This is a genomic window from Massilia sp. 2TAF26 (genome assembly GCF_052115005.1).
Classification (GTDB): Bacteria; Pseudomonadota; Gammaproteobacteria; order Burkholderiales; family Burkholderiaceae_D; genus Telluria.
In genome coordinates, this window is record NZ_JBFRFV010000006.1 from 52,842 (window position 1) to 74,262 (window position 21,421).

The following is a 21,421-nucleotide window of genomic DNA, read 5'->3' on the forward strand; positions in this document are numbered from 1 at the left end:
TGTACCCCCGTTTGCTCTGCTCCTGGCTAGGCAACCGCCGCGCCCGAAGGCGCGGCAGCCGCTTCGCCGAGGCCCCGATTACTGGCCGCCGACCTTCATGTTGCTCTGGACGTTGACGCTTTGCTGGACCAGAGAGGAGATGCCGGTGTTCTGGCTGATGACCATGATGCCCGCCGCATTCTGGCCGGCGCCGCTCATGTTGTTCGACATGTTGAAGGTGCCGGCATTGACGCTGTTCGAGCCGCCGTTGCCGCCTGCACCCGCGCCGCCCGCACCGTTGGCGCCATAGCCGGTGGTGATGGCAGCCAGGTCGCCGCCACGGCCGCCGGTGCTGGTGCCGCCAGCACCGCCTGCGCCGCCAGCGCCGCCGGTCGAGCCGCCGTTGGTGGCTGCGCCGCCGGTTGCCGCACCGGAGGCCGAGGAGCCGCCTGCGCCGCCTGCACCTGCGGTGTTCGAAGCCGAACCGCTGGCTGCACCGTTGCCGCCTGCCGCACCTGCGGCACCTGCCGCACCCGCGCCGCCCGCACCGGCAGTCGAGGTGCCGCTTGCGCCGGCTCCGCCTGCACCCGAAGCGCCCGCAGTGTTGCCGGCACCGGCGCCGCCGGTGCTGGTGTGGCCCGCACCGGCGCCGCCGGTGCCTGCGGTAGCGTTGCCGCCCGCTGCGCCGGCGCCTGCGGTGTTGGTGGCCGAGGAGCCTGCGCCGCCTGCTGCACCTGCGCCGCCTGCTGCGCCGGCACCGCCGGCTGCACCCGCGCCGCCAGCGCCGCCGGTGCCGGCCGCGCCGCCAGTGGTGGTGCCGGCAGTGGAGGTGTTGGCGCCCGAAGTCGCAGTACCGCCGTTGGCGGTGCTGGCGCCGCCGGTGGCGTTGCCGCTGGCACCACCGGTGCCCGGATTCATGTCGGTGCCGCCCGCAGCGCCGCCGGCGCCGGTCCTGGCCCAGCCGCCGGCCGACCGGGTTGCGCCGGTCGAGGCGCTATTGTCGCCAGTCGACGAGCCTGCATTGCCTGCGTTGCCGCCGGCACCTGCGTAGCCGCCGTTGCCACCTCCACCTCCGGTACCGCCATTGCCGCCTGCCGCGCCGCGACCGCCGTCGCCGCCCGAACCGCCGGTCGCCATGCCGGTACGGCCGCCGTTGCCGCCGTCGCCGGCCCAGGCGCCACCGGCATAGCCGCCGTTACCGCCCGAGTTGCCGCCGGCATAGCCGCCGTTGCCGCCCGAAGCGCGGCCACCGTTGCCGCTGTCGCCGCCGTAGCCGCCGTTGGCCGTCGAACCGCCGCCGTTGGCACCATTGCCGCCCGCGCCGCCGTAGCCACCCGAGCCGCCCGCGCCGCCGGCGCCGGTGGTCGAGGCAGCGCTGTTGCCGCCTGCGCCGCCCCTGCCGGAGGTCGACTCGCCCGAGGTGGCGCCGCCGGCATTCGCCGAACCGTTGGTGGCATAGCCGCCAGCCGCACCGCGGCCGCCGTTGGCATCGCCAGCCGAGGCGCCGGCGCCGCCGGTGGCGGTCACGCCGCCAGCCGAGCCCCGGGCGCCTGCACCGCCGTCGCCACCGGCGCCGTTGGCGTCGCCGGTGTTGCTGGCGACGTTGCCGATGCCGTTCACGTGGTTGTTGGCCACGGTGCCGGTCAGGTTCGAGGTGGAGTTCGCGGTCGAGGTGTTGTAGGCGTTCGACATGTTCGAGGTCGCGTTGCCGGTATTCGAAGCAGCAGCGCCCGCGGCCGTAGCGCGCGCGGCGCCGTTCCTGCCGTTGCTCTGGTCACGGTTGTCGTGGGTGCTGTTGTCCGAATTGTCGGTGGTGCTCATGTCGCGATTGTCGTTATTCGAATTACGCATGCTCATATCGCGCGAATCGCTCGTGTTGTTCGAGTGATTCGTGCTCATGTTGCGGTTGTCGTTGTTCGAATCACGGGTGGTGTTGGTCGTGGTAGTACGGGTGTGGTTGGTACTGTTGTTGCTGCTGTCGCTGGTGTTGTGGCTGTTGTTGGTGCTGTTGTTGCTGCTGTCGCTGGTGTTGGTGCTGTTGTTGCTGTTGTCGGTGTTGGTGTTGGTGCTGCGGTTGCTGTTGTCGGTGTTCGTGGTATTGGTTGTGGTATTGGTGCTGCGGTTGCTGTTGTCGTTCTGCGACCCATTGAGGCTGCTGTTGCTGCGATTGCTGCTGTCGGTATTCGTTTGCGTCCACTGGCTGTTGTCGGTGTTGTTGGTTGTGTTGGTACGAGTCGTAGTCTGCGTAGCAGTGCTACCGCCGCGGGCCACATTGGAATCATCGGCTTGCGCGCTCAGCGAGAAAGCGAGCGAGATGGCGGTCACGAGCAAAGTCTTGTTCATTCGATTTCCCCTCTGGGTCTGATTGGTTGGTGACAGGTCGGCCGTATCGCCGACTCATTTGTCTAATGCACAACCAATGCCAGCTTCACTGTACTGTTCGCTAAGTCTATGTTTTTGTTGACTTTGTCCGTATCGTCCTACGACGTCGTCAGAATTTCTCTGGCACGATTTGCCGAATTTATCGACAAACTGTTTCAGGCTTGGTACAGAGGTGTCAACTTTGGTACGGCAACGAACCTACCGGTGCTGACACCTGTGTCACTTTTTGTTACAGATGAACCGCGGTCACGGCCGCATCCCGTGCTTGCTCAGCAAGCGGTACATCGTGGTGCGGGACACGCCAAGGTCGCGCGCCGCTCGGCTGACGTTCTGCCCGCTGCGGTCGAGGCAGTCGCGCAGGGCGACCCGCTCCGACCGCATGCGGGCATCGTCCAGCGCGGCCGGCGTCGGCGCCGGGATCCCGCGGCTCAGGCCAAGGTCTTCCGGGGTGATCAGGCGGCCGTCGGACATCACCATCGCGCGCCTGACGCGGTTGATCAGTTCGCGCACGTTGCCGGGCCAGTCATGGTCGAGGATGGCGGCGATCGCGCGCTCCGAGAAGCCCTTCAGGCGCGGCGCCTTCTCGCTCGAATAGATGTGGAAGAAGTGTTCCGCCAGCGCGACGATGTCCTCGCGCCGCTCGCGCAGCGGCGGCACCGTCACCGGCAGCACGGCCAGGCGGTAGTACAGGTCTTCGCGGAAGTCGCCCTTGGCCACCGCCTGCTGCAGCTGCACGTGGGAGGCGGCGATGACGCGCACGTCGACGCGGATCTGGCGGGTGCTGCCGACCCGGCAGATGGTCTTCTCCTGCAGGAAGCGCAGCAGGTTGGCCTGCAGGTCCTTGGGCAGGTCACCGATCTCGTCGAGGAAGAGAGTGCCGCCGTCGGCCGATTCGATCAGTCCGGCCTTGCCGCGCGTCGCGCCGGTGAAGGCCCCGCGCTCGTAGCCGAACAGCTCGGAGTGGATCAGGGTAGGTGAGATCGCCCCGCAGTTGATCGGCACGAACGGGCCAGCGGCGCGCTCGGACTGGGCGTGGATGGCCTGGGCGGTCAATTCCTTGCCGCTGCCGCTCTCGCCCCAGATCAGGACCGGCGCGGCCACCTTGGCGACGCGGTCGACCTGGGCCCGCAGCCGCACGACCGCGTCGCAATGGCCGATCAGCGGCGAGTCGGCGTGGGCATGGTCGATCAGCTGCTGGCGGCGGCGCTTCAGCATCGCCCAGCCATGGGCGTGGCCGAGGGTGTGCGACAGGCGGACCGGATCGACCGGGGCGGTGTGGTAGTCGCACAAGTGTTCGACCACCAGGTCGCGGCAGGGCGTCGATTCGAGGTCGCGCGGCCTGAACACGCCGACCCACTGCATATGGCTGTGGCGGCGCAGGAAGCCGTCGACTTCGCTCGGGCGCTGCTGTTCGCGATCGTGCACCAGCAGACCGACAAGGTAATGGCTGTTTCGTAGTTCCCGCCCGGCATCGGCGAGGCTCGTGACGCTGCAGATCTCCCAGTCCGGCATGGTGTCGCGCAGCAGCGCGCCGGCATCCATATGCTCGGGGGCGATGCACAGCAGGCGTTTATGTGCCATCTATCCTCCATGTAAAGCGGTCGGCCGGTCCCCTCACCACGGCTGACATGCATGAAGACCGGCGCAACTGTCCCGTAGAGTGTAACTATCTGTAAGAAATTGAGTAGTTCAATAGCCCACGGGAAATATTTATTCGTCAATTGACGTTTAATCAATATTATGCCGGGCGTTTCTGAACAGTGGCGGACGATACAATCTACGCGTTCAGAGAGAAAAGGCATGAACCCCCTGCGGGGTGAGATTTCCTGTTGGTATCTTGTGGTTACAAATCCGACCGTTGGCAGCGCCCCTCCGGCCGCGAAATTGTGAAGGAGGTGTGATGGATAAGATACAGAACGACTTCGTCCTGCGGGTGCTGGACACCGCACAGGACCTGACGCTCGCGACCATCCGCCCGGATGGCTATCCGCAGGCGACCACCGTCAGCTTCGCCCACCGGGACATGACGATCTTCGTGGGCATCGGCAAGGCCAGCCAGAAGGCGGAGAACATCCGCCGCAACGGCAAGGTGTCGCTGACGGTCAACCTGCCGTACCACGACTGGCGCGAGATCCGCGGCCTGTCGATGAGCGCCACCGCCGAGCTGCTGGACGACCCGCAGGAAGCGGCGATGGCGGCCGCCTGCCTGGAACAGCGTTTTCCGGCGGTGCAGGAATGGTGCGGGCCGGACATGTCGCACGAAGTCGCCTTCGTGCGGATCCGGCCGCAGATGATGTCGGTGATCGACTATTCGAAGGGCTTCGGGCACACCGAGCTGGTGAGCCCCTGACATGGCCTCGTTTCAGGCGCGCGGACGCGTGCGGTGGAACACCAGGGGGCTGTAGGGGATCGCCGAGGGCGGCGGCGAGTTCAGGATGTGCGGCTTCATCGCGCCGATGATGTGCATCTCGCAGGGCTTGCAGTCGAACTTCAGGGTGTAACGTTCCTCGCCGCTGACCAGGGTCATCGGTTCGGCCTTGACCTGGCCCTGCACGCCTTGCACGCCCTTGGCCTGCTTCGGGCAGAGGTTGAAGGAGAAGCGCAGGCAGTGCTTGGTGATCATCAGCGAGACGTCGCCCGGCTCCTCGTGCGCCTCGTAGGCCGCGGCGATCAGCTGCACGCCGTGCTTGCGGTAGAAGGCGCGCGCCTTCTCGTTGTAGACGTTGGCCAGGTAGCTGAGCTGGGCTTCCGGATAGACTGCGGGCGGCTCGACCGCCTGGGCCCGCTCGGGACGCTGCCAGCTCGCCAGGCGCGCCGCTTCATGGGCGGCAACCGCGTCGCGGCGCAGCGCGTTGATGGCGCTGGAGGGCACGAACCAGGGCTGGGACAGCTGCAGATCGATGCCGCGGGCCTCGAACATGGTGTTGCCGAGCTTGCCCAGGCTGGTGCGCAGGCCTGCTTCGGCCTGTTCAGCCTGCTGGGCCGGCTGCAGCGCCAGCGCCGCGTCGTGATGGCTCGCGATGCCGTCTTCGTCTGTAATACTCAGGCGCAGTCCCTTCGGTAATTCCGATAATTTCAAGTCGACCGCCACCCGGCGCTCCGACGATTTCCTGTTCAGCGCCGCTTCCCACTGGTGATCGCGGTTGCGGCTGATGGCGGTGCCGACTTTCAGGCCCGGCAGGCTCGACACCGGCTCGTTCGGGAACACGCGCCAGCGCTGGCCTTCGGCATCCTCGCCGAGTTTCTGCACGGTGTTCGCCTGGATGCCGACCGTCTCGCGCTTGTGCATGTAGTTCAGGCCGTCGCCATTCGCCATCGGCTCATTGGTCACCAGGTCGAAATTGTCGCCGCCGATGCGCGCGACGGTCCCCAGCTCCACGCCCACGTACTTGGGCGTATCGAAGGCGCCGATGGTCTGCTGGCGGCCCTGGGCGAAGTAATCGGTATGGCCGCGGTGGAAGTTCTTGTCGATATCCGGGGTGAACAGCACCTCGGTCCGCCCACTGGAGGCGCGCGCCAGTTCCGGGCGGCGCTCCAGGATTTCGTCCAGCAACAGGCGGTAGTGGGCGGTGATGTTCTTCACATAGCCCATGTCCTTGTAGCGTCCCTCGATCTTGAAGGAGCGGATGCCGGCGTCGACCAGGGCCTCGAGGTTGCGGCTCTGGTCGTTGTCCTTCATCGACAGCAAATGCTTTTCGAAGGCGACCACACGGCCCTGGCCGTCGGACAGCGTGTAGGGCAGGCGGCAGGCTTGCGAGCAGTCGCCGCGGTTGGCGCTGCGGCCGTTGTCGGCGTGCGAGATATAGCACTGGCCCGAGAAGGCCACGCACAGGGCGCCGTGGATGAAGTATTCGAGCGGCGTGTCGACCTGCGCGCGCACCGTCTTGATCTGCTCGATGGTCAGCTCGCGCGCCAGCACCAGCTGGGAGAAGCCGACCTGGGACAGGAATTTCGCCTTCTCGACCGTGCGGATGTCGCACTGGGTCGAGGCGTGCATCTGGATCGGCGGCAGGTCCAGCTCCAGCAGGCCCATGTCCTGGATGATCAGGGCGTCGACGCCGGCGTTGTAGAGGTCCCAAATCTGCTGCCGGGCGGTCTCGAGCTCCGCATCGTGCATGATCGTGTTCATGGTCACGAAAATGCGCGAATGGTAGCGGTGCGCGAACTCGACCAGGGCCGCGATGTCCTCCAGCGGATTGCTGGCATTGTGGCGGGCGCCGAAGGCCGGGCCGCCGATGTACACCGCGTCGGCGCCGTGCAGGATGGCTTCGCGGCCGATCTCGGCGGTTTTGGCGGGGGACAGCAGTTCGAGCTGGTGGGCGAGCAGTGACATGGGCTTTCCTGGCTAATGGCGCGGGTCCGGGGACCGAAAGGCGGAAATTATAGCCAGATCAAGGGTTTATGTCACCGCCGGTCGAACGTGGCGCTAGTGTTTCTTGCTCTTGCCGAGCTCGCGCCAGCTGCTCTCGTTGACCTCGACGCCGAATTTCCTGGCAGCTGAGCGGATGCGTTCCCATGCCTCATCCCGTTCGTGGTCGGTCACGCCCTCCACCTGGTCGAAGCGGGCGATGGCGTTGCGTACGTGGCTCGCGTCTTCCAGCGGCTCCTTGCGCTGCTTGGGAAACGCGAACTCGCGGCCGGACATCTCGTTCCGGTCTTCCTGGTCGATCTTGCTCATGATGCCTCCTCAGATTTTCATCGCGCCGCTTCGATCCGCACCGCGATCGATTTCGCCGCCGGCACGTAGCTCTCCTTCGCATGGTGCCAAAGCGGGATCAGCGGGTTGCATTCGGGATAGTAGCCGGCGATGCAGCCCGGCGGTATCGGGTATGCCATCACCTTCAGGCCATCCACGCGGCGCTCGACACCATCGTCGGTAACGGTATGGACGCTGACGCGGACGCCATCTTCCAGGCCGCGCGCTTCCATGTCGGCCTTCGACATGAACACCACCATGCGGTCGCCTTCGACGCCGCGGAATCGGTCGTCCAGACTGTAGATCGTGGTGTTGAACTGGCCGTCGCTGCGCACCGTGAACAGGCGCAGGGTGCCGGGGCGGTCGGGCAGGTCCGGATCGACGGTCAGGCTGTCCGGCACCGTGAAATTCGCCTTGCCGGTCGGCGTGTTCCACTTGCGCTTGGCGGCCGCCACCGGCTTGCGGAAGCCGCCCGGCGTCCACATGCGCTCATTGAAGTCGTGGAAGATTTCCGGATAGGTGGCGGCGATGGCGTCGCGGATCTTGCTATAGTCGGCTACCCAGGCATCCCAGTCGACCCTCGGGTTGGGATCGAGCACCGCCTTGGCGAGTCCGGCCACGATGGCCGGCTCCGACAGCAGCGTCGTCGCCGCCGGCTCGGCCATGCCGCGCGATCCGTGCATGCAGCCGGTCGAGTCTTCCATCGACACCGCCTGCTCGACGCCGTTCTGGCGGTCGATCTCGATACGGCCCAGGCAAGGCAGGATGTAGGCGGCCTGGCCGTGCACCAGGTGGCTGCGGTTGAGTTTGGTCGAGACCTGCACCGTCAGCGGCAGCGCGCGCCAGGCAGCGTCCATCCTGCCGTGGTCGGGCACCGCCCGCACCAGGTTGCCGCCCAGGCTGACCAGCGCTTTCACCTTGCCGTCCTGGATGGCCTTGCAGGCCTCGACCGTGTTCATGCCCTTGTCGCGCGGCGGTTCGAAGCCGTACAGCTCCTTCAGCTTGTCGAGCGGCGCCAGCTCCGGCTTTTCCGTGATGCCGACCGTGCGCTGGCCCTGCACATTGGAGTGGCCGCGCACCGGGCAGATGCCGGCGCCCGGCTTGCCGATATTCCCTCGCAGCAGGAGCAGGTTGACCAGCATCTGCACGTTCTGGACACCATTGCGGTGCTGGGTCAGGCCCATGCCGTAGACGCCGATCACGGCATTCGAGGCCATGTAGACACGCGCGGCGTCGCGGATGTCCGCACGGTCGAGGCCGGACTCCTGCTCGATCTCCTGCCAGGTCGTGGCGCGCACCTTGTCCGCGAATTCGTCGAGACCGTGGGTGTGTTCGGCAATGAAAGCCTTGTCGAGGGCAGGCGCCTTGCCCTGCTTGGCCGCGGCATCGTCCGCTTCGAGCACCGCCTTGCACAGGCCCATCAGCGCGGCCGTGTCGCCGCCCGCCTTGAGCTGGTGGTACTGGGTGCTGATCGCCGTTTCATGGTGGGTCAGCATCTCGGTTGGCGATTGCGGGTTGATGAAGCTGACCAGTCCGCGTTCGCGCAGCGGATTGAAGGTGATGATCGGCACGCCCCGTTTGCGCGCGTCCTGCAGCTGGTGCAGCATGCGCGGGCTGTTCACGCCCACGTTCTGGCCGAAGAAGAAGATGCAGTCGGTGCGCGCGAAATCGTCCAGTACCACGGTGCCGATCGGTACGCCGATGCTTTTCGGCAGCGCGACCGAGGTGCTTTCGTGGCACATATTCGAGCTGTCCGGCAGATTGTTGTTGCCGTACATGCGCGCCAGCAACTGGTACATATAGGAAGTTTCCAAGGAGGCGCGGCCGGAGCTGTAGAACACCACGCTCTTCGGGTCCAGCTTGCGCAGCTCGGCGCCGATCTCGCTGAAAGCCTTTTCCCAGGAAATCTCGACATACTTGTCCGAGGCGGCTTCGTAGCGCAGCGGCACGGTCAGGCGGCCGGCGTCTTCGAGATCGTGGTCATGCCAGCGCTCGAGCTCGCGCACCGTGTGGCGGGCGAAGAACTCCGCGTGGACGTGCTTGCTGGTGATTTCCCAGGCCGTTGCCTTGGCGCCGCTCTCGCAGAATTCGGCCGGATGCGGATGCGCCGGCTTGGCCCACGAGCAGCTGACGCAGGCAAAACCGTCGGGCTTGTTCTGCTTGAGCAGGAGTGCGGCCCGCTGCGGCGGCACCCTTTCCTCGAGCAGGATGCTGCCAACTTCCTTCAGGGAGCCCCATCCGCCGGATGGAATGCCGGGTTCGTGGCTGCTGCCTTCCTTGTCCATTCTGGTCGCCCTCGATGACGCGCCGTCGAAACGCGAAGCCGCCAGCATAGGACCGTCGTGCGGAGCCGTCTGTTCGGAAGTTCACATGTCAGGGGTTGACCATCGCCAGTAATTCGCTGCGGTCGTCCGCGCGCTGGCACTGGGCGGTGGTGCGGTCCCACAGCAGGAACATGCCGTAGGCCCAGTTGGCCACCAGTTCGCCCTCGGAGGCCGGCCTGGCGGCCGCGCCATCCGTCAGGCGCAGGATCTCGGCGCGGGTGAGGGCGGTCAACTGCTCGTAGTTCCAGTCGTCCTTCGGCATCATCTTCTGGCGCGCCCGGTAGCGGCGGGCCCGTTCGGCGTCGCTGAGCTTGTCGGCCTTGGGCGGGCGGCCGCGCTTGCGGGCCGTGGCGGCCTCGAGAGACAGTTCGATGGTGCGTTGGTCTTCCGGTTGTTTCATGGATGTGAGCGCTTGACAGGAAGATCACATTATTCGTGATGCGTTACGTTAAGGCAAGCTGCACTGCGACATTCCGTGACGCGTCACGATCGCGCCGCAGTACAAGGCGTTGGTGATGCGTTCCTGGAAGCGCGCCTCGGACGAGAATTGGCCGGGCTGCCGGTCCGGATCGGCGCCGACGCCGGTGCTCACGTAGATCATGCCGTCATTCGCCGATGGGTCGAACACGAACAGCGCGTTCAGGCCCCAGGACCAGCCGAGGTGGCCTATGCCCTTGAAGCCGCCGTCCTCCACCAGGCGGTCGCCGCCGGCATGGCCGTCCTTGACGATGCTGGTATCCGTAAATTGCTGGTTGCCCAGGCCCCAGGCGTGGTAGAGGCCGCGATAGCTGCCGCCGTCGCCGTTGGCGCTGCCGTTCGCGCCGCCCGCATGCAGGGTCCACTGGCGGCTGAACATGGTGTCTATCGTCTGCGGCGCCAGGATCTGCTTGCCGTCGAGTTGGCCGCGCTTCATCAGCATCAGCATGATCTGCGCCAGATCGCCGGTCGAGATACGCAGACTGCCCTGCGGGCCGAAGATCGTGCCGTTGCCGCCTGCCTTGTAGGCAGCGAGGCCCGGCGGCGCGGCTGGCGCCTCGTTGCCGAAATCGTCCGCCTGGGCGATCCACGGGCCCTTCGGGTCCCAGGCCTCGTCGCCATCCTTTTCGCGCTTGCGGTACAGGGTCGCGACGTCGTCTATTCTCGCCGGCGCAAACTCGGCCAGGTAGAAGCCGGCCTTCAGGCCCATCGGATCGAAGATCAGCCTGCGCATCAGCCGGTCGAAGCGCTCGCCGGTAGCGGCCTCCATCACGGTAGCGATCAAGCCCCAGTTGAAATTCACGTACTCGAACCAGGCGCCTGGCGCATGCGCGCCGTCCCACATCGCGCCCTTGCCGTACTGGCGGCCGCCCGGCAGCAGCACGTCCTTCAGGTCGACTTCCGGAGCGAACTTGAAGCCGCCCTCGTCGCGCAGCGAGGACGTGTGCGTGAGCAGCATGCGCAGGGTGATGGGCTGGTCCGGGAAATGCGGATTGCGCAGCCGGTAGCCGAGCGTGTCGCCGATGTCCGCGTCGAGCTGGAGCTTGCCTTGCTCGACCAGCTTCATCGCGCCCAGTGCCGTCACGAATTTCGAGACCGAGGCGATGCGGAACATCGTGTCGCCGTCGATCGGCTGGGCCGGTTTACCGCCGCCGGCCAGACGCTTGCTGCCGAAGTGCTGGCGGTAGGCGATTTCCCCGTGGCGGATCGCGACCACGGCCAGGCCCGGGAGCGGCATGGCGGGGTCGTCCACGATGGCTTGCAACTGCCGCGTCAGGGCGGTCGCCCGGGGTTCGGGCAGCGGCGCTGCCGGGGCTGAACCGGCGACGATCGTGACGGAAGCGGCGAGCATGGCGATGATTTTCCTGTGACGCATCACGTTAATCAGGAGTCGAAAGGAATCACTTCATCGTCGGGCATCGGCGTGCATCCCGGCCCCAGGGCTTCCCAGCCGCGGTGCACGACGATGTGGCGGGTGTCGTGGCACAGCTCGATCCTCCGGGCCTGCGGCGCGCGGCGGCGGACGAAGTCCTCGATCGATGAGGGCACGCTGACATGCAGCGCCAGCGCGTAGATGTCGTCGACCGGGTGGTCGTCCACGTGCAGCAGCGGCACGAACTGGCCGGCGAACATCAGCCAGTGCGAAGGCACCTTCACCGGCCCGGCCGTATAACCCTGCTCGCGCAGCCAGGACTGCGCACGCTCGCGCGCGGCCTGCCGATCGTGGAGCCCGCCCCAGGCGCTGGCCAGGATCTCGGCCACCCACTGGTTGCAGTTCTGGTAGCGGGTGCCGAAGGCGTAGGCGTTGGCGCTGTAGCGGCCGGCCAGCAGGGCCAGCGCCAGCGGCTTGTCGCGCGCGGCCTGCTCCAGCCGGGCGCCATTGCCGTCGTCGAGGAACACCAGCGAGACGTGGCCCTGGCCCGGCGCATCGGCACCCAGCGCGAAGCCGGCCACGCCCTGGTCGAACAGGCGCGGCCGCGCTTCGTCGCAGGCGTAGTACAGCTGGCGCACGGTCCAGGTGCCGTCCCTGTCGTCCTTCAGCGCGACGCCGGCGTGCGAATACAGCAGCTTGAAGCGGCTCAGGTCCAGTCCCGCACGCGAGATCAGCGCGACGCCTTCGCCGGAGTGGTCCAATTCCCGCTTGACGGTGCCGGCAAAGCGCAGCACACGGTCCTGTTCGGCCGCGCCGACTTCCTTGCCGCGCTCGCAGAACACCGGCATGCCGGCCCAGGCGCTTGCGCTCGCGCCGAGGCTCAACGCGGCCAAGCCGATGGCCGCGAGGCGGGACAGCATCAGATGGTGACCTGGCGCGAATTCAGTTCGCGGTACCAGTCGTCCTGCAGGGCCAGGAAGAAGGGCTGTTTCGTGTCTGCGTGGGCGAATTCGTAGCCGTACACGCGCTCGTTCACGTGGACGATGGCGCCGGCATCGACGGCACGTGCGGCCAGGGCGCGGTTCGGCAGGTCGAGGGTGAATTCCTGGGCCGGCGTTCCGGCGACCGGACGCAGGGTCAGGCGCGTGGTCTCGGCCTTGCCCGGCGCCTGGGCGATGTCGATCACCTTGTAATCACCGGCGGTGACGCGGCGATCGCGGTTCGAACTGTTGCTGGAGCCGCCGATCGAGTCGGAGATGCTGGCGCTGGAGGCCGAGCCGGCGCTGGAGGCGGAGGAGGCGACGCTGTCGGCGTGGGCCGGGATGGCGCAGGTGGCGGCCAGTGCGGCGATGGCGAGAGCGCGGGGAAGTATGGATTGGAACATAGGTAGTTTTCGTGAGTGAAGCGATGACGCGTATCGTACATGCATGAGATCTCGCTGCACAGTGTACCTGCGAACTGAGCTGCAACTCAGGTTATCCACGTCTTGGCCAAATGAACATTATGGGCTACCATAAAAATTTCCCCAAGGAAACTAAAACCCATATGGAAGAGCGCGATCTAACAACCGTACCCGCCAACGCTTCCGGCGGTTGGTCCAAGCTCATGGATTACTTCCTGAAGAATCCATTTTTGGTGCTATGGAACGTGGTACTAATTTTAGGCGGACTGATTACTTTCGCCCAATTTGCATCAATCGGCTATTTTCCCGATCTGGATATCAAGACCGCGTCTTCATTTCTGCTTGGAATTGCGCTTTCGGGGGTGTCATTGGTATCGATCTTGGCGGCCGTTATGGTGCTGCCGAGCGTGTTAATCAGGAATGAAATCTGGAAGCCTTATTTCTTGCATCGGCCCGTCGAGGCAAGCCAAATGCAGATACGTGTAACCAGCGAAATGGAAGCCCGCCGCCGGATACCGTTCTTGGTTCTGTGTCTATTCCACGGTTTGATGGCGTTTTTTGCGTGGATGTTCATCGCAAGTTTCTTTATTGACGACACCCACGAGCGATATCGTTTCTTCGTCCGCGCTTTGAGTGGTGGTGGAACTGGCCTTTTAATCACAGGGTTCGCGGGAGTAGATTTCCTATGGAAGCGAATGGATGAGCGCGACAACGCAGGCGAGGACGGCCGCAGAGGACATAGTAGAAAGGCCCAGCATTTCTTTTCGATTTTCATTTGGGTCATCCTATATCCAGGCTATCTCCTGTTGCTCCTGCTTGCAGTTGGGAAGCTTCGCGAGAATGACATGGCAGGTCATCTTTGGGTTTTGGGCTTTACCATCGCGTTAATCGTCGTAAATACCGGACTGGCCGTTACCAATTTCCATTCCCCGAAGTCCTACCTGATCTTCCCGCTAATGGGAACAATGCTCATGGTGTTGTATTTGAGCATGCCATCGAATACTTTAAGTATCACACGTGCCGTGTTTTCTTCACTTGCCATCGGCGACCTCGGCAGCAGTCGATTTGTTGTCAAGCGGCAGACCTGCGACGCGGTAAATCTTCTGGTGCCGGGTGCTTGCGATGTGGCTTCTGAGACAGCCGGTTGCATACGTCCCCACACTCTGGCGAATCGCATTGGAAATGAATACCTGCTCGTTTTACGGGTACCTGGTCAAGCCGTCCCGAAGTCTATGACGAGCAAGGACCAAATTACCCCGCAGTTGGCTATTAAAGTTCCGATCCCCAAATCAGAAGTATTGGCTTGGGGAACCGTCGATGCGAATGACGCGACTTGGAAGGCTTGCACTCAAATCGGCGCGGCGTCGGGCTCGAGCATCCGTTAAATATAAGGAAGTCAACGCTCTTGTGCCGTCAACACCGGCGGCACTGCCTTAGGACCCCACCACTTCTTGTAGTTGGCGGCATACGCCCCGGACTTGACGTAGTTCGCCACAAACCCATTCACGAACTTCAGCATCTCCGGATCGCCCTTGGCCATCGCGATCCCGATCGGCGTATTGCCGTACATCGCAGGCAGTGTCTCCAGTTGATCGTTCTTGCTGGCCAGGTAATCGAGCAGTGAGGAATCCTCGATACCGGCGTCGACACGCTTCTGCTGCAGCAGCAGGACGCCGTCCGGCGCGAAGTTGTCGGTGTAGACCGGCACGGCCTGCGGCGCCGATTTGCGCAGGAAGGCGTCGGCCGTGGTGCCGCGGCCGACCACGACCCGCTTGCCGTTCAGGTCCGCCAGCGTCTTGACGTGGGCGCTCTTCTGCGCGATCACGCGCAGGCCGGCCACATTGTAGGGGATCGAAAAATCCACCACGCGCGCGCGTTGCGGCGTGATCGAGACGTTCGCGACCACCAGGTCGAGCTGCTTCGACATCAGCATCGAAATGCGGGCGTCGCTGGAGACGTCCGAGAAGCGCACCGGCACGCCGAGCTTCGCGGCCAGGGCTTTGGCGACGTCGACGTCGTAGCCGACCGGCTCATTGCCGGCGTTGCGAAAACCCACCGGCTCGCCGCCCAGCGAGACGCCGATGCGCACGTAGCCGCGCGCCTTGATGTCCTCGATGCGGCCGGCCATGGCGGCGCTTGCGGCCAGCATCAATACCGCAGCGGCGGCACAGCGTGTCAGGATTGGCTGCATGTTCTGTCCTTTCAGGGTTTGAGGGCCGATGCGAGGCGCAGCTCCGGCGCGCCCATGCGTTCGTCCCAGTACCAGTAGCGTATCTCTTCGTCGCAGCGGAAGTTGACCACCCGGTGATTGCCGCTGGCGTCCATCGCGTGGATGACGACGCCGGCCAGGAAGCCGGTCTTCAGCTCCGCCAGCTCCTCCACCGCCAACTTGACCGCGTCCTCCAGGCTGTGGCCGAGGCGCAGCGCCAGCACGATGCTGCGCGAGGTCCCGCAGCGCATCGTCATTTCGCCGGTGTGGGTGCAGGCGGCGGCGCCGTAGCGGCTGTCCGCATAGAAGCCCGCGCCGGGAATCGGCGAATCGCCCAGGCGCCCCGGATACTTCCACGCCCAGCCGGAGGTCGAGGTGACGACGCCGATATTGTCGCCGGCATCGCGGCCCAGGAAGACCGTGGTGTCGCGCACGCGTTCGGGGTCGGTGATGGTATTGCTGAGCGGGGCCAGCGGAATGTCGGGAAAGGCCGCCAGCTGTTCCGGCGACATCTCCTTCTGCAACCGCTCCCACCAGACGCGCTTGCTGTCCGGGTGCAGGACTTCGTCGACATCGAAACCGCGCTCGGTGGCGAAGCGGCGCGCCCCGGCGCCGGTCAGCATCACGTGCGGCAGGTGCTTCATGACTTCGTGGGCCAGCCTGGAGACGGGCAGGGTGCCTGGGACCGCGCCGACCGCGCCGACCTCGCGCGTGGTGCCGTCCATGACGCCGGCGTCGAACTCCATCTCGCCGACCATGTTCGGCCAGCCGCCGTAGCCGACGCTGCGGACCTTGGCCTCGCGCTCGACCTTGGCGATGCCACTGACCATCGCATCGATGCCCGCCCCGCCTTGTTTCAACAGCTCGACGGTGGTGTCGAAGCCGGGCCAGGCTTCGGCGTTCGCTAACAGCATTCTCATGATTTGCTCATTTTCGATAAAAATTGGGCGATGCGCGGCTGCGCCAGGCCGCCGTCCTCAGCGAAGAATTGCGTGGTCGGCAGGTCGGCCAGCAGCCTGCCCCGCTCGAGGAACACGATGCGATTGGAGATCTGGCGCGCGAACTCGATTTCGTGGGTCACGAACAGCATCGTGGTGCCGTTCGCCGCCAGCCTGGCGAGGATGGACAGCACTTCGGCCGTCATCTCGGGATCGAGCGCGCTGGTGACTTCGTCCAGCAGCAGGTAGCGCGGCTTCATCGCCAGCGCCCGGCAGATGCCCACGCGCTGGCGCTGTCCGCCGGAGAGCTGGGCCGGATAGGCGTCGGCGCGTTCGAGCAGGCCGACGGAGGCCAGCAGCTCGCGCGCCTCGTCCTCGGCCTGGCGGCGCGGCACTTTCAGGACTTCGATCGGCGCCAATGTGATGTTCCGCAGCGCCGTCATGTGCGGGTACAGGTTAAACAGCTGGAACACGGTGCCGCAGCAGCGGCGCGCGAGCCGCAGCTGTTTCGGATCGTCGACCCGGTGTCCGTCGACGGAAATCACACCGCCATCGAGTTTTTCGAGGCCGTTGATGCAGCGGATCAGCGTCGACTTGCCGGAGCCGCTGGCGCCGAGGATGGACACCACTTCACCCGGCGCGATGCGCAGGTCGACACCGTCGAGTACCGTGTTGCTGGCGAAGCGCTTGGCCACGCCTTCGATATGAATCACCCTATAAACCCTTCCATTCACTGTGTGCGCGCAGCCGCGTCTCGACGCGGGCGCAGGCTCTGGCGATCAGCCGCGCCATCAGGTAGTACAGCAGGCCGATCACGGTCCAGACGATGAAGGGCTTCAGCGTGCGCAGGTTCAGGATCGCGCCCACCTTGGTCAGGTCGACCACGCCGATCACCGAGATCAGCGAAGTCACCTGCAACTGGTTGACCAGCAGCCCGGTCAGCGGTCCGAGCGCGAAAGCGGCCGCCTGCGGCGCGACGATGCGGCGCAGGATCTGCCAGCGGCTCAAGCCGGACACGCGCGCCGCTTCCAGTTGATCGCGTCCCACCGATTCGATGGCGGAGACCGCGATCACATAGATGAAAGCGGCGGTATTCCCGGACAGCGTGATGACGGCGGCCTGCACCGGCGTCAGCTCCGTCTCCAGCAGGACCGGCAAGCCGAAGAACACCAGGAAGAGCTGTACCAGCACCGGCGAATTTTTCAACAGCTCGGCAAGCACGGCTGCCAGCGGCGACAGCAGCGGCGTGCGGTAGTAGCGCAGCATCGCCCAGGCGAGCCCGATCGCCAGGCCGATGGCGGTGGTGGCGGCGAACAGGGCAAGCGAAACGCCCAGGCCCTGCAGCAGCAGGATCAGGTCGTGCGGCGTGAAATCTGTGTATCGCATCAGCCCCGCTTTCAGTTCATTCGTCGATTCAGGCGGCGATGCAGCGCCGCGCTGGAGAGCGATACCAGCCAGGTCATCACCGCATAGATCAGGAGAAGCACCGCGTACACCTCGAAAGGCTGGAAGGTGTCGGCGGCGACGATCTTGGCGCTGCCGGTCAGCTCATTGAGGGTGATCGCGGACAGGATCGACGAAGTCAATACCAGGTTGACGAACACCGACCCGAGCGGACGCACGGCGCTGCGCAGCGCGATGGGCAGCACGATGCGGCGGTAGATGGCGAGCCGCGACAGGCCGCTGACCTGGGCCGCCTCGAGCACGCCCGGTTCGATCGCCAGGATGCCGGAGCGGATCACGTCCGAGGTAAACGCGCCGCCGGCCAGCGAGAGCGCCAGTACGCCGGTGCCGAAAGCGCTCAGCCGGACCCCGATCTCGGGCAGGCCGTAGAACAGGAAGAACAGCTGGACGATGAAGGGAAGGTTGCGGAAGACGTCGACGTAGACGTCGGCCGCGCGCCGGACCAGCGGCAAGGCCGCGGTGCGCATCAGGGCCGCGACGATGCCGAGGGCCAGGCCGCCGGCCAGGGCCAGCGCGCAGGCGAGGGCGGTCAGCCGTGCGCCGGCCGCGAGCTCGCCAATATACGGTGCCAGTGGTGCAAGATCGAACGTCATCCGGCCGAGTGTCACACAGGCCAACTTGCATTTCAAGCAAAAGACATGGTCAGGCCAGTAGTTTAGTACGCAAAGCGGCGACTTTAGTGCGGCTGGTCTGGCGGCGCCCGCCCGAATCGAAGCCGAGGGCCAGGACTTGCGGCGACGCCGCGGGCAGCGGCTCCGAACAGGATGCGTGGACGTCGGTCAGCGGCAGCCTGTCGCGCAGCAGGTGCACGTTCTCGGCGGAGATGCCGGCGCCGGGCATGATGGCGATGCGATTGGCGGCGGCCTCGAAGCAGTGCCGCAAGCCGTCCAGTCCTTCGGACGCGCTGCGGGCGCCGCCGGAGCTGAGTATGCGTTCGAAACCGAGATCGACGGCCTGGCGGGTGGCCTGCGCCAAGTCCGGACAGAGGTCGATGGCCCGGTGCAGTACGCAGCGCAGGCCGTGGCCCCGGGCCCTGCGCACCAGCTTTTCCAGCGTGGCTTCGTCCAGGCGGCCGTCAGGCATCGATGCACCCAGCACCACGCCTTGCAGGCCGGCCGCGGCGACGGCGTCGATCTCGTCCAGCATCAACCGGGTTTCCGCCTCGTCGAAGCAGAAGTCGCCGCCGCGCGGACGGATCATGGCGACCACGGGTACCGGGCTGCTTGACGCGGCGCGCAGCAGTCCGGGCGTCGGCGTCAGGCCGCCGATGTCCAGGGCGCTGCACAATTCGATGCGGCCGGCGCCGCCGGCAAGGGCGGCGGCCAGGCCGTGGACGTTGTCGACGCAGACTTCCAGCGTGATCGCTTCAACCATGCTGGACTCCGAGCTTTTCCAGGCCCAGCCAGGCCGCGCCGATCAGTCCCGGTTCCGCGCCGGACTGGCCGGGCACGATGATGGGCGTGTCCGTCTTGCGCAGGATGGCGGCGCGCACGGCCCGGTCGAGCCTTGCGATCAGCGGCGCGCTGTTGGCGAGGCCACCGCCGACCGGGAGGATCGACGCGCCGACGGCATTCACCAGCATGGCCAGCGGCCCGCTCAGCAGCCCGGTCCAGCAGGCGATCGTGCGGTCGGCATCGGCGTCGCCCGACTGCCAGGCGGCGATGATGTCGCGGCTGTCCAGGGCCTGCCGGTGCAGCGCCAGGTGCAGCCTTTCCAGGCCGCGGGCACCGCCGACCGTGTCCAGGCAGCCGGTCTGGCCGCAGCCGCAAGGGAAGCGCGCCAAGTCGGACTGTGCAAGGACCGGACCATGGCCCCATTCGCCGGCAAAGCCGCCGGGACCGCCGATCAGGCGCCCGCCGATCACCAGGCCACCGCCGACGCCGGTGCCCAGGATCAGGCCGAACACATTGGCGTGGCCGCGGCCGGCGCCGGCCTGGACTTCGGCCAGGGCGAAGCTGTCGGCGTCGTTGATGATCCAGACAGGCAGGCCGAGGGCGGCGGACAGGTCGGCGGCCAAGATGCGGCCGTCGATGCAGGGAATATTCGCGCATTTGATGCGGCCGTCAGCCGGATCGATGACGCCGGCAATGGAGATGGCGACGCCGCGCGAGGGGCCGCCGGCATCGATCAGCGCACGCATGGCGGCGCTGAAGGCCGCGAAGTCGCGGGCGGGCGTCGGAACGCGCTGGAGTTCGCCGATCCGGCCGTCGGCGCTGGCGACCGCGCATTTGATGGCGCTGCCGCCGATATCGAAACAGGTAATCATGGCATCGATGATAAGGGGAAATGCTGGCGAGGCGCCAGACCGACCGACACATCAGGCCAGGCTGGGTCATGCAGTCCAATTCGGCGCGTCTGATAGAGTGTCAATTCTTGCCATGGATATTAGTGACAAATGATGAATCAGCAGCTTTGGGTGGAACCGGTGGGCGCACTCGTGCTGGCGCGCCTGCGTGGCCGGTGCGACGAGGACATATTGAAAGAGTGTCAGCGCCGTGTCTTCGAGCTCGTGAAGGATACCCATCAGGTGAAAGTGTTGTACGACGCACTGGAGTTGGAAGACCCTACGGTAGACATGGCGCTGTTGCAAGACAAAATGGACGCCGAAGCAAAGGAACGGCTGGGCCCCATTGTGCTGCGCAGAGCCATTCTGGTTCCAAATACACGTATCGCCTACCTGGCGCGAATCGCTTTTGGACAATTCGGTGAGGGCGCGTATCGGGTTTTCTATAACGACATGGCGCAGGCGATCCTGTGGCTGGAGGAAAAGGTATAGCCAAAAGTCCAGGTTCGGGCTGTTCGACAGCTTGCGTGACCGATGGCTTCATTTCGGTGGGAACGCAAAGTGTGGCATCCTAGGATGAGACGTCGGCGCCGTTATCGGCCGACGGCGTCCGCGTCACGGCGCCTGAAACACCGCGGCGCAGCCCTTGCCGGGTGCTGATGGTGCTTCCCGGCGGTGCCCGCGTTTTCCTGCCCACCCTGGAGGCATCCATGACACGTGGTTCTTTGCCGGGCTTGCTGCTGTCCTTCGTATGGCTCGGCGCGGCGGTGGCGGCCCCCCATATCCCCGTAGACGGAAACCAGGTTGTCGAGCGCCTGCCCAGCCGTTCGGCTCCGGTTCAGCGCGAGCTGCGCCGGCTGCGGAGCGAACTCCGCGCGAATCCGGACGACATCAGCCTTGCGGTGACGCTGGCGCAACGCTATATCGACCAGGCCCGCGCCGAAGGCGACCCACGCTATCTCGGGTATGCCCAAGCCGCGCTGCGGCCGTGGTGGAACCAGCCTGCGCCACCCGACCCGGTGCTGGTGCTACGCGCCACTTTGCGCCAGAGTACTCACCAGTTTTCCGCCGCTCTGGCTGACCTCGACCAGGTCGTCAAGCGCGACAGCGGCAACGCGCAGGCGTGGCTGACGCGGGCCACGGTCCAGACGGTGATCGGAAACTACGGCGCGGCGCGCGAGAGCTGCATGCGCCTATACGCCCGTGCGCCAGCCTTGGTGGTCCAGACTTGTTTGTCGAGCGTCGGCAGCATCAACGGCCAAGCCGCGTCCAGCTACCATCAACTGGTGGAGACGCAGGCTCGGTATCCCCTGAATTCGCCTGGCATAGGAGTCTGGGTCGACACACTGTTGGCGGAAATGGCGGCGCGTGGTGGCGACGATGCCGCGGCGGAAGCACATTTTCGCAAGGCGATGGCCGCTGAAGATCCGGACAGTTATTTGCTGGGTGCGTATGCAGACTTCTTGCTCGACCATGGCCGAGCGCTCGAAGTCGTGCACTTGTTGAAGGATAAGACCCGGGTCGACGCCTTGCTATTGCGCTATGCGCTGGCCCTGCGGGCCACCGGTGCAGCCGACGTCGTCAAGCAGAGCGAGGCGCTACGTGCACGCTTCGACGCCGCCATGCTGCGCGGCGATACCGTCCACCAGCGCGAGCAGGCGCGTTTTGAACTGGTGCTACGCAATAATCCCGCCGAGGCCGTGCGCTTGGCCAAGGCCAACTGGCTCATCCAGAAGGAACCAGCCGACTTGCGCATCCTGGCCGAAAGCGCGCTCGCCAGCGGCGACCGCGAGGCAGCCCGGATGGTGCTCGATTGGCTGCGCAGCTCACATATCGAGGACCGTCGGGTTGCGGCCATCGCGGCACGGTTGAAGGTGGCGGCATGAGTCGGCGT

Annotated in this window: 20 protein-coding genes; 4 read left to right on the forward strand and 16 right to left on the reverse strand. The window is 65.6% G+C overall.

Annotation, left to right across the window (positions count from 1 at the left end; genetic code table 11):
• Positions 1-78: 78 nt before the first annotated feature.
• Positions 79-2,322 carry a hypothetical protein gene (locus AB4Z32_RS08190; protein ID WP_442121345.1) on the reverse strand — a complete coding sequence of 748 codons (2,244 nt, stop codon included), beginning with the start codon at positions 2,320-2,322 and terminating at the stop codon, positions 79-81.
• A 285-nt stretch (positions 2,323-2,607) separates the two neighbouring features.
• Positions 2,608-3,942, reverse strand: a complete 1,335-nt coding sequence (locus tag AB4Z32_RS08195; protein ID WP_442121346.1) for a sigma 54-interacting transcriptional regulator — start codon at positions 3,940-3,942, stop codon at positions 2,608-2,610.
• A 319-nt stretch (positions 3,943-4,261) separates the two neighbouring features.
• Between AB4Z32_RS08195 and AB4Z32_RS08200 the strand changes: the two genes are divergently transcribed.
• Positions 4,262-4,711, forward strand: a complete 450-nt coding sequence (locus AB4Z32_RS08200) for a pyridoxamine 5'-phosphate oxidase family protein (RefSeq protein ID WP_442121347.1) — start codon at positions 4,262-4,264, stop codon at positions 4,709-4,711.
• A gap of 12 nt (positions 4,712-4,723) precedes the next feature.
• Here the strand turns inward: AB4Z32_RS08200 and AB4Z32_RS08205 are convergent, their stop codons facing one another.
• The 7 genes from AB4Z32_RS08205 to AB4Z32_RS08235 form a co-directional block, all read right to left on the reverse strand.
• Positions 4,724-6,694, reverse strand: coding sequence for a peptidase U32 family protein (locus AB4Z32_RS08205; RefSeq protein ID WP_442121348.1), 1,971 nt, complete (start codon positions 6,692-6,694; stop codon positions 4,724-4,726).
• Between the two features lie 93 nt (positions 6,695-6,787).
• Positions 6,788-7,039, reverse strand: a complete 252-nt coding sequence (locus tag AB4Z32_RS08210) for a DUF6582 domain-containing protein (protein ID WP_442121349.1) — start codon at positions 7,037-7,039, stop codon at positions 6,788-6,790.
• A 17-nt stretch (positions 7,040-7,056) separates the two neighbouring features.
• A complete protein-coding gene (locus AB4Z32_RS08215; RefSeq protein WP_442121350.1) occupies positions 7,057-9,342 on the reverse strand; it encodes an FdhF/YdeP family oxidoreductase in 2,286 nt (761 codons plus the stop codon).
• A gap of 88 nt (positions 9,343-9,430) precedes the next feature.
• The gene (locus AB4Z32_RS08220) at positions 9,431-9,781 is read right to left on the reverse strand and encodes a hypothetical protein (RefSeq protein ID WP_442121351.1); all 351 of its coding nucleotides are present in this window, start codon (positions 9,779-9,781) and stop codon (positions 9,431-9,433) included.
• 48 nt (positions 9,782-9,829) lie between these two features.
• Positions 9,830-11,209, reverse strand: coding sequence for a serine hydrolase domain-containing protein (locus AB4Z32_RS08225; protein ID WP_442121352.1), 1,380 nt, complete (start codon positions 11,207-11,209; stop codon positions 9,830-9,832).
• Positions 11,210-11,241: 32 nt separating this feature from the next.
• Positions 11,242-12,150, reverse strand: coding sequence for a DUF2145 domain-containing protein (locus tag AB4Z32_RS08230; RefSeq protein ID WP_442121353.1), 909 nt, complete (start codon positions 12,148-12,150; stop codon positions 11,242-11,244).
• Positions 12,150-12,614 carry a hypothetical protein gene (locus tag AB4Z32_RS08235; RefSeq protein ID WP_442121354.1) on the reverse strand — a complete coding sequence of 155 codons (465 nt, stop codon included), beginning with the start codon at positions 12,612-12,614 and terminating at the stop codon, positions 12,150-12,152. Before AB4Z32_RS08235 ends, AB4Z32_RS08230 begins: the two co-directional genes overlap by 1 nt.
• Before the next feature lie 119 nt (positions 12,615-12,733).
• Between AB4Z32_RS08235 and AB4Z32_RS08240 the strand changes: the two genes are divergently transcribed.
• The gene (locus AB4Z32_RS08240; RefSeq protein WP_442121355.1) at positions 12,734-14,017 is read left to right on the forward strand and encodes a hypothetical protein; all 1,284 of its coding nucleotides are present in this window, start codon (positions 12,734-12,736) and stop codon (positions 14,015-14,017) included.
• Positions 14,018-14,028: 11 nt separating this feature from the next.
• Here AB4Z32_RS08240 and AB4Z32_RS08245 read toward each other — a convergent pair whose 3' ends face one another.
• Genes AB4Z32_RS08245 through AB4Z32_RS08275 form a run of 7 tightly spaced genes read right to left on the reverse strand, consistent with a single transcriptional unit; the run spans position 14,029 to position 19,509 of the window.
• The gene (locus AB4Z32_RS08245) at positions 14,029-14,823 is read right to left on the reverse strand and encodes a transporter substrate-binding domain-containing protein (RefSeq protein ID WP_442121356.1); all 795 of its coding nucleotides are present in this window, start codon (positions 14,821-14,823) and stop codon (positions 14,029-14,031) included.
• Between the two features lie 11 nt (positions 14,824-14,834).
• The gene (locus AB4Z32_RS08250) at positions 14,835-15,761 is read right to left on the reverse strand and encodes a N(4)-(beta-N-acetylglucosaminyl)-L-asparaginase (protein ID WP_442121357.1); all 927 of its coding nucleotides are present in this window, start codon (positions 15,759-15,761) and stop codon (positions 14,835-14,837) included.
• Positions 15,758-16,492, reverse strand: a complete 735-nt coding sequence (locus tag AB4Z32_RS08255) for an amino acid ABC transporter ATP-binding protein (protein WP_442121358.1) — start codon at positions 16,490-16,492, stop codon at positions 15,758-15,760. The genes AB4Z32_RS08250 and AB4Z32_RS08255 overlap by 4 nt, the downstream gene beginning before the upstream one ends.
• A 1-nt stretch (position 16,493) precedes the next feature.
• Positions 16,494-17,165, reverse strand: coding sequence for an amino acid ABC transporter permease (locus AB4Z32_RS08260; RefSeq protein ID WP_442121359.1), 672 nt, complete (start codon positions 17,163-17,165; stop codon positions 16,494-16,496).
• Between the two features lie 11 nt (positions 17,166-17,176).
• On the reverse strand, positions 17,177-17,836 hold the full coding sequence (locus tag AB4Z32_RS08265; protein WP_442121360.1) for an amino acid ABC transporter permease: 660 nt from the start codon (positions 17,834-17,836) through the stop codon (positions 17,177-17,179).
• A 49-nt stretch (positions 17,837-17,885) separates the two neighbouring features.
• A complete protein-coding gene (locus AB4Z32_RS08270) occupies positions 17,886-18,617 on the reverse strand; it encodes a copper homeostasis protein CutC (protein ID WP_442121361.1) in 732 nt (243 codons plus the stop codon).
• A complete protein-coding gene (locus AB4Z32_RS08275) occupies positions 18,610-19,509 on the reverse strand; it encodes an ROK family protein (protein ID WP_442121362.1) in 900 nt (299 codons plus the stop codon). Before AB4Z32_RS08275 ends, AB4Z32_RS08270 begins: the two co-directional genes overlap by 8 nt.
• 129 nt (positions 19,510-19,638) lie before the next feature.
• Between AB4Z32_RS08275 and AB4Z32_RS08280 the strand changes: the two genes are divergently transcribed.
• Both AB4Z32_RS08280 and AB4Z32_RS08285 read left to right on the forward strand, forming a co-directional pair.
• Positions 19,639-20,019 (forward strand): hypothetical protein, encoded by a 381-nt coding sequence (locus tag AB4Z32_RS08280; RefSeq protein WP_442121363.1) that lies wholly within the window; start codon positions 19,639-19,641, stop codon positions 20,017-20,019.
• 218 nt (positions 20,020-20,237) lie between these two features.
• On the forward strand, positions 20,238-21,413 hold the full coding sequence (locus AB4Z32_RS08285; protein ID WP_442121364.1) for a tetratricopeptide repeat protein: 1,176 nt from the start codon (positions 20,238-20,240) through the stop codon (positions 21,411-21,413).
• Positions 21,414-21,421 lie beyond the last annotated feature (8 nt).